Annotated in this window: 5 protein-coding genes; all 5 read left to right on the top strand. The window is 61.1% G+C overall.

Going from position 1 to position 6,001, the window contains the following annotated elements; all coding sequences use genetic code 11:
• Window positions 1-85 precede the first annotated feature (85 nt).
• The 5 genes from AADA04_RS11035 to AADA04_RS11015 all read left to right on the top strand — a co-directional run bounded on the left by AADA04_RS11035 (window position 86) and on the right by AADA04_RS11015 (window position 6,001).
• A complete protein-coding gene (locus AADA04_RS11035; RefSeq protein ID WP_340693321.1) occupies window positions 86-1,834 on the top strand; it encodes a DUF885 domain-containing protein in 1,749 nt (582 codons plus the stop codon).
• Window positions 1,831-2,544, top strand: a complete 714-nt coding sequence (locus tag AADA04_RS11030) for a type 1 glutamine amidotransferase (RefSeq protein ID WP_340693320.1) — start codon at window positions 1,831-1,833, stop codon at window positions 2,542-2,544. Before AADA04_RS11035 ends, AADA04_RS11030 begins: the two co-directional genes overlap by 4 nt.
• Window positions 2,545-2,649: 105 nt before the next feature.
• On the top strand, window positions 2,650-4,167 hold the full coding sequence (locus AADA04_RS11025; protein WP_340693319.1) for a phosphomannomutase/phosphoglucomutase: 1,518 nt from the start codon (window positions 2,650-2,652) through the stop codon (window positions 4,165-4,167).
• Between the two features lie 5 nt (window positions 4,168-4,172).
• Complete coding sequence (locus tag AADA04_RS11020) at window positions 4,173-4,601, top strand: hypothetical protein (RefSeq protein ID WP_340693318.1); 429 nt, start codon at window positions 4,173-4,175, stop codon at window positions 4,599-4,601.
• Between the two features lie 95 nt (window positions 4,602-4,696).
• The gene (locus AADA04_RS11015; protein WP_340693317.1) at window positions 4,697-6,001 is read left to right on the top strand and encodes a UDP-glucose/GDP-mannose dehydrogenase family protein; all 1,305 of its coding nucleotides are present in this window, start codon (window positions 4,697-4,699) and stop codon (window positions 5,999-6,001) included.

The following is a 6,001-nucleotide window of genomic DNA, read 5'->3' as shown; positions in this document are numbered from 1 at the left end:
TACCTCACCTGTAATGAAACGCTTGGCTTCGCGTTCTAGGCGCCTCTATGATCCTGTCAACGTGAAGGGCGACAGGAGCGACAAAATGAAACCGCTGATTTTTGGTCTGGGCCTGCTTGCAATGTCACTCGTGGCGCATGCAGAGACGGCGCCGGACGCCATGGATGCGCTTGTTGCCGAATATGAAACCTATGTTCGCACGGTCAATCCCGATCAGGCGGCGCGCGACAATGGATCCGCAGCGCGCCAGTGGCGCGACGTCAGCCCGGATGCCGTCGCGGCTCAGGCCATCAGGGCGCAGGACCTGTTGCAACGAATTGAGTCGGTCGAGACGTCGCGTACGGTCGACAAGGCAATCCTTGGGCGGCTCCTGCGATCAGACCTCGATGATGCGCAATATGACGCGGTGCGCATCCCGTTCACCGGCGACTGGGGATTCCAGGCCGAGCCGATCTTCGCGGCCATGCAGACCACGCTCGATTCGCAGGAAGATGCCGAAGCCTGGATCGCCCGCCTCAATGACGTCCCCCGCTATTTCGCCGAGAATATCGAGAACATGCGCCGGGGCATCGCAACCGGCTGGACGGCGAATACCGATCCGCTGGGGACGATGACCGACCAGATTCGCGAGCAGATCGTGACGGATCCGGCAGAGAGCAGCCTGTTCACGCCTTTCGCCAGCCTGCCGGCGGACATGGACCCTGAGATTGCGGCGCGCCTGCGTGCTGACGGACTTGAGGCGGTTTCGCACGCCGTAACGGCCTATCAGGACACATTGCGTTTCATCGCTACGGACTATGAGCCGCATGCGCGGGCGGGTGCGGGCATTGCGGCGCTGCCGTCCGGCAGGGAAATTTATACGGCGCTGGTCGAGCATCACACGGCTGGTGCGGGCTATACGCCGGTCGAGATCCATGAACTTGGCAATCGCGAGGTCGCGCGTATCCGGGCCGAAATGGAAGACATCATTGCGGAGATCGGTTTCGACGGCAGTTTTGCTGACTTCCTCGCCTTCCTGCGCGCCGATCCGCAATTCTATGCCACGTCTGACAAGGACCTGATGACAAAGGCCAAGGTGATTGCCGCGCGGATGGATGCGATGCTGCCCGACTATTTCGGCCGCCTGCCCAAACTGGCCTATGATGTCGAGCCGGTGCCGGATGCCATCGCGCCGGGTTACACGTCGGCCCGCTATGTCGAGGGCGATCCGGCCGAAGGGCGCCACGGCATCTATTGGGTCAATACTTACGCCCTTGAACAACGCCCGCTGTACGAGCTTCCGGCCCTGACGGCGCATGAGGCCGTCCCCGGCCACCACCTTCAGATCGCACTCGCTCAGGAAATGAGCGACCAGCCGAAATTCCGCCAGGATTATTATGCCACCGCCTTCGGCGAGGGCTGGGGCCTCTATGCTGAGCATCTCGCTGGCGAGGCCGGCATGTATGAGACGCCGTATGAGCGCTTTGGCGGCCTGTCGATGGAGATGTGGCGGGCCTGCCGCCTCGTCGCGGATACGGGCCTGCACTGGTATGGCTGGACGCGGGAAGAGGCCGAGGCCTGTTTCAAGGACAATAGCGCGCTCGCCCCGCTCAATATCGAGATCGAGGTGACGCGCTATATCGGCTGGCCGGGCCAGGCCGTGGCCTACAAGATGGGCGAGCTGAAAATCCGCGAATTGCGGACCCAGGCTAAAGCCGCGCTGGGCGAGCAATTCGACATCAAGGCGTTCCATGACGCCGTGCTGGAGGAAGGCGCCGTGCCACTTGATGTGCTCGATGCGCATATCAAGGCCTGGGTTGCCGGGCAGCTGCCAGAGGCGCCGCCCGCTCCATGAAACTGACGATCGTCGAAACCGGCCTCGTTCCGGAGCCTATCCGGGCTGCATTCGTGGATTATCCGGGCATGTTTCGTGCACTTGTTCGTGGTGCCGATCCGGCCATGACGTTCGACACCGTGTCCGTCATCAAGGGTGAGGCTTTGCCGGATCCGGCCTCTCTGGAGGCCATCCTGATCACGGGATCGCCAGCGGGCGTCTATGATGACGCCCCGTGGATCGGCGCCCTGATGGACTTCGCCCGCGCAGCCACTGCTGCAGCTGTGCCGCAGGTCGGCATCTGTTTCGGGCACCAACTCCTCGCCGAGGCCCTCGGCGGCAAGGTGATCAAATCCCCCAAGGGCTGGGGTGTCGGGCGTCACACCTATGAGGTGCAGGCCTGTCCCGGCCTTGTCGCAAAAAATTGTCCAAAAACGATCTCTGTCGCGGTCAGCCATCAGGACCAGGTTGTCACCCTGCCGCCGGGCGCCGAGGTGATCGCGCGGTCGGACTTTACGCCCTATGCGGGTCTCTATTATGCGAATGGTCCCGCTATCAGTTTCCAGTGCCATCCAGAGTTCGATGACACCTATTCTGCAGCGCTCTATACAGCGCGCGAGGATCGTCTCGGCCCTGCCGCAGCGCAGGCGGTGGCGTCCCTCGCTGCACCGGGCGACAATGCCCTTCTGGGCGAATGGATTGCCGACTTCCTGAAAAGTCATGCCCGCTGAGCGATTTGGCGGTTAACATATCGCCTCTGGCGCGAAACCTGCATCCTGTTGCCAGAAACGCCAGACTTGTGTTGAACACCTGCTGAAACCCGGAGACAGCCTGCCATGATGCCGAAGCCGCTCGCCCATATTGATGACAATACGCTGGAATTCGAGATCCTGCCCCTGGTGAAGCCTACCGGCTTTCGCGAATATGATGCGCGCTGGTGGTTCAATGGCATTGGCCACCCAAAGGCCCCGGAACTGAACTATACCGGCGTTCAGGCCCTTGGCCTTGGCATGGCGACCCTGTTCCATGAGATGGGCGTGACGCCGAAAGTGGTGACCGGACACGATTTCCGCTCAATCAGCCAGCCGATCAAGAATGCCCTGATCCTGGGCATGGTGCAGGGCGGCTGCGAAGTGCTGGATGTCGGCCTCGCGCTGTCGCCAATGGTCTACTGGAGCCAGTTCGAGCTGGATGCTGCCTGCTGCGCCATGGTCACCGCGAGCCATAACGAGAATGGCTGGACCGGCGTGAAAATGGGCGCTGACCGTCCGCTGACCTTCGGGCCGGTCGAGATGGGCCGCCTCAAGGAAATCGTCATGGGTGGCAACTTCACGCCGCGCGCCGGCGGGGCGCATTACCGCGTCGACGGCATGCGCGAGAAATATATCGCGTCGGTGGCTGACGGTGTGAAACTGTCGCGCCCGATCAAGGTGATCGCGGCCTGCGGCAACGGGACGGCGGGCGCCTTTGCGCCGGACGCATTGCGGGCGATGGGCGCTGAAGTGATCGAGATGGACTGCAATCTCGACAACACGTTCCCGAAATACAACCCGAACCCCGAAGACGCCGAAATGCTGCACGAAATGTCGAAAGCCGTGAAGGAACTCGGCGCCGATGTCGTACTCGGCTTTGATGGCGACGGTGACCGCTGCGGCGTCGTCGATAATACGGGCGAGGAAATCTATGCCGACAAGATCGGCCTGATGCTGGCCCGCGACCTGTCGAAAAACTACAAGAACGCGACCTTTGTCGTCGATGTGAAGTCCACGGGCCTCTACAAGACCGATCCGATCCTCAAGGAAAACGGCGCGACGGTCGATTATTACAAGACCGGCCACTCCTACATCAAGCGCCGCACCAATGAACTCGGCGCGCTGGCGGGCTTCGAGAAGTCCGGCCACTTCTTCTTCCGTCCGCCCATCGGGCTGGGCTATGACTGCGCCCTGACGGCCGCCAAGGCGATCCTCGAAATGCTCGATCGCAACCCCGGAAAGACCATGGCCGACCTCCGCGACGAACTCGGCATTGCCTATACATCACTGACCATGTCGCCGCATTGCGGCGATGAAGTGAAGTATGACGTGGTCGACAAGATGGTTGCCGAATACGAGGCGCTCAACGGCACTGAAATTCTCGGTCGCAAAGTGATCGACGTGAACACTGTCAACGGCGCGCGTGTGACGCTGGACGATGGCAGCTGGGTGCTTGTGCGCGCCTCATCGAACAAGCCGGAACTGGTCGTGGTTGTCGAATCCATGGCGAGCAATGACGACATGCGCGATCTCTTCCACAAGGAAGTCAAACCCCGCCTCGGCAAGCATGCCGAAGTCGGAGCCTACAACCAGGAGATCTGAGACGCATGTCGCTCAATCCGAACTATGCAGCCGTATCCGGTCGCCAGCAGGTCACCGACCGATGGGCACTGACCCTGCCGGGTCGGTTCAATCGACGCGAAGAGGATACCGGTCTCTGTTTCTGGCGTCCGGGCATGACGATCTGGCTGACGGCGTATGGCACCGAAGACGGCATGTCGCTCGACGACCGGATGCAGCGTGATCGCGCGAACGCATCGGCAGCGGCGACGGACATTTCCGAAAGCGTCGAAGGCGGCGTCAGCCGTCTTACCTATCGTCTCTCGGAGACCCGCGCCGACGGCGTGATTGTGAAAGGTCTCTACAGTTTCGCCCATGGCAGCGACGGCCAAGCCATGTTGGCAGCCTATTTCGACGATGATTCCGAACTGGAAACCGCACGTCTTGTGTCTGCTTCCCTATCCTATATCGCTTGAAGGCGTTGCGCGTCTGGCGCGCCCACTTGACCTGATGGCACAAAAATCGCACCCGTCGCCCGATTGGCGTCAGGGGCTCTCGAAAGGACTATTCCATGCGCGTTGCGATGATCGGCACTGGCTATGTTGGACTGGTATCGGGAGCCTGCTTTGCAGACTTCGGTCATGTCGTGACCTGCGTTGACAAGGACGCTTCGAAAATCGAACGCCTGAAAAATGGCATCATGCCGATTTTTGAACCGGGCCTCGACGCGCTGGTCGCGACCAATGTCGAGGAAGAGCGCCTGTTCTTCACCACCGATGCCGCTGACGCGATCAAGGATGCCGACGCGGTGTTCATCGCGGTTGGCACGCCCTCGCGGCGCGGTGACGGCCATGCAGACCTATCCTACGTCTACGCCGCCGCAAAGGAAATCGCCGGCTTGATGGACGGCTTTACGGTCATCGTGACCAAGTCGACGGTTCCGGTCGGCACAGGCGATGAAGTCGAACAGATCATGCGCGACGCCCGCCCCGATGGCGACTTTGCGGTCGTGTCCAACCCGGAATTCCTGCGCGAAGGCGCTGCGATCAAGGATTTCAAAATTCCGGACCGTATTGTCGTCGGCACGGAAGACGAGCGCGCCCGCCAGTTGATGCGCGAACTCTACCGCCCGCTATTCCTCAACGAAACGCCCATCCTGTTTACAGACCGGCGCACGTCGGAACTAATCAAGTATGCGGCGAACGCTTTCCTTGCGGTCAAGATCACCTTCATCAACGAGATGGCAGACCTGTGCGAGAAGGTCGGTGCGAATGTGCAGGAAGTCTCGCGTGGAATCGGGCTGGATAACAGGATCGGCCGGAAATTCCTGAATGCCGGACCGGGCTATGGCGGCAGCTGCTTCCCGAAAGACACGCTGGCCCTGACCAAGACGGCAAATGATGCGGGCGCGCCAGTGCGGATTATCGATACGGTCGTTGAAGTGAACGCCGCGCGCAAGAAAGCCATGGCTGACAAAGTCATCCGTGCGATGGGCGGCGACGTGACGGGCAAGACGATCGGTGTGCTGGGCCTCGCATTCAAGCAGAATACCGACGACATGCGCGATGCGCCGAGCCTCGATATCCTGCCGGCCCTGATTGCGGCCGGTGCCAAGATCCGCGCCTATGATCCCGAGGCCATGACTGAGGCGGCGCACCTGCTCGAGGGCGTCGAATTCGCCACGGGCCCGTATGAAGCCATCAAGGGCGCCGACGCCATGGTGATCATTACGGAGTGGGACCAATTCCGCGCGCTTGATTTTGACCGGGTGAAGGCTGCGCTCAACAGCAATATCGTGGTAGACTTGCGCAATATCTATTCGCCCGAAGACATGGCGGCCCACGGGTTTGCCTATACGTCCATCGGGCGGCCGTAG

The sequence above is a fragment of the Hyphomonas sp. genome (genome assembly GCF_037969335.1).
Taxonomy (GTDB): Bacteria; Pseudomonadota; Alphaproteobacteria; order Caulobacterales; family Hyphomonadaceae; genus Hyphomonas.
Note: the sequence above shows the minus strand (reverse complement) of the source record. Positions and strands in the feature narration are given on the sequence as shown.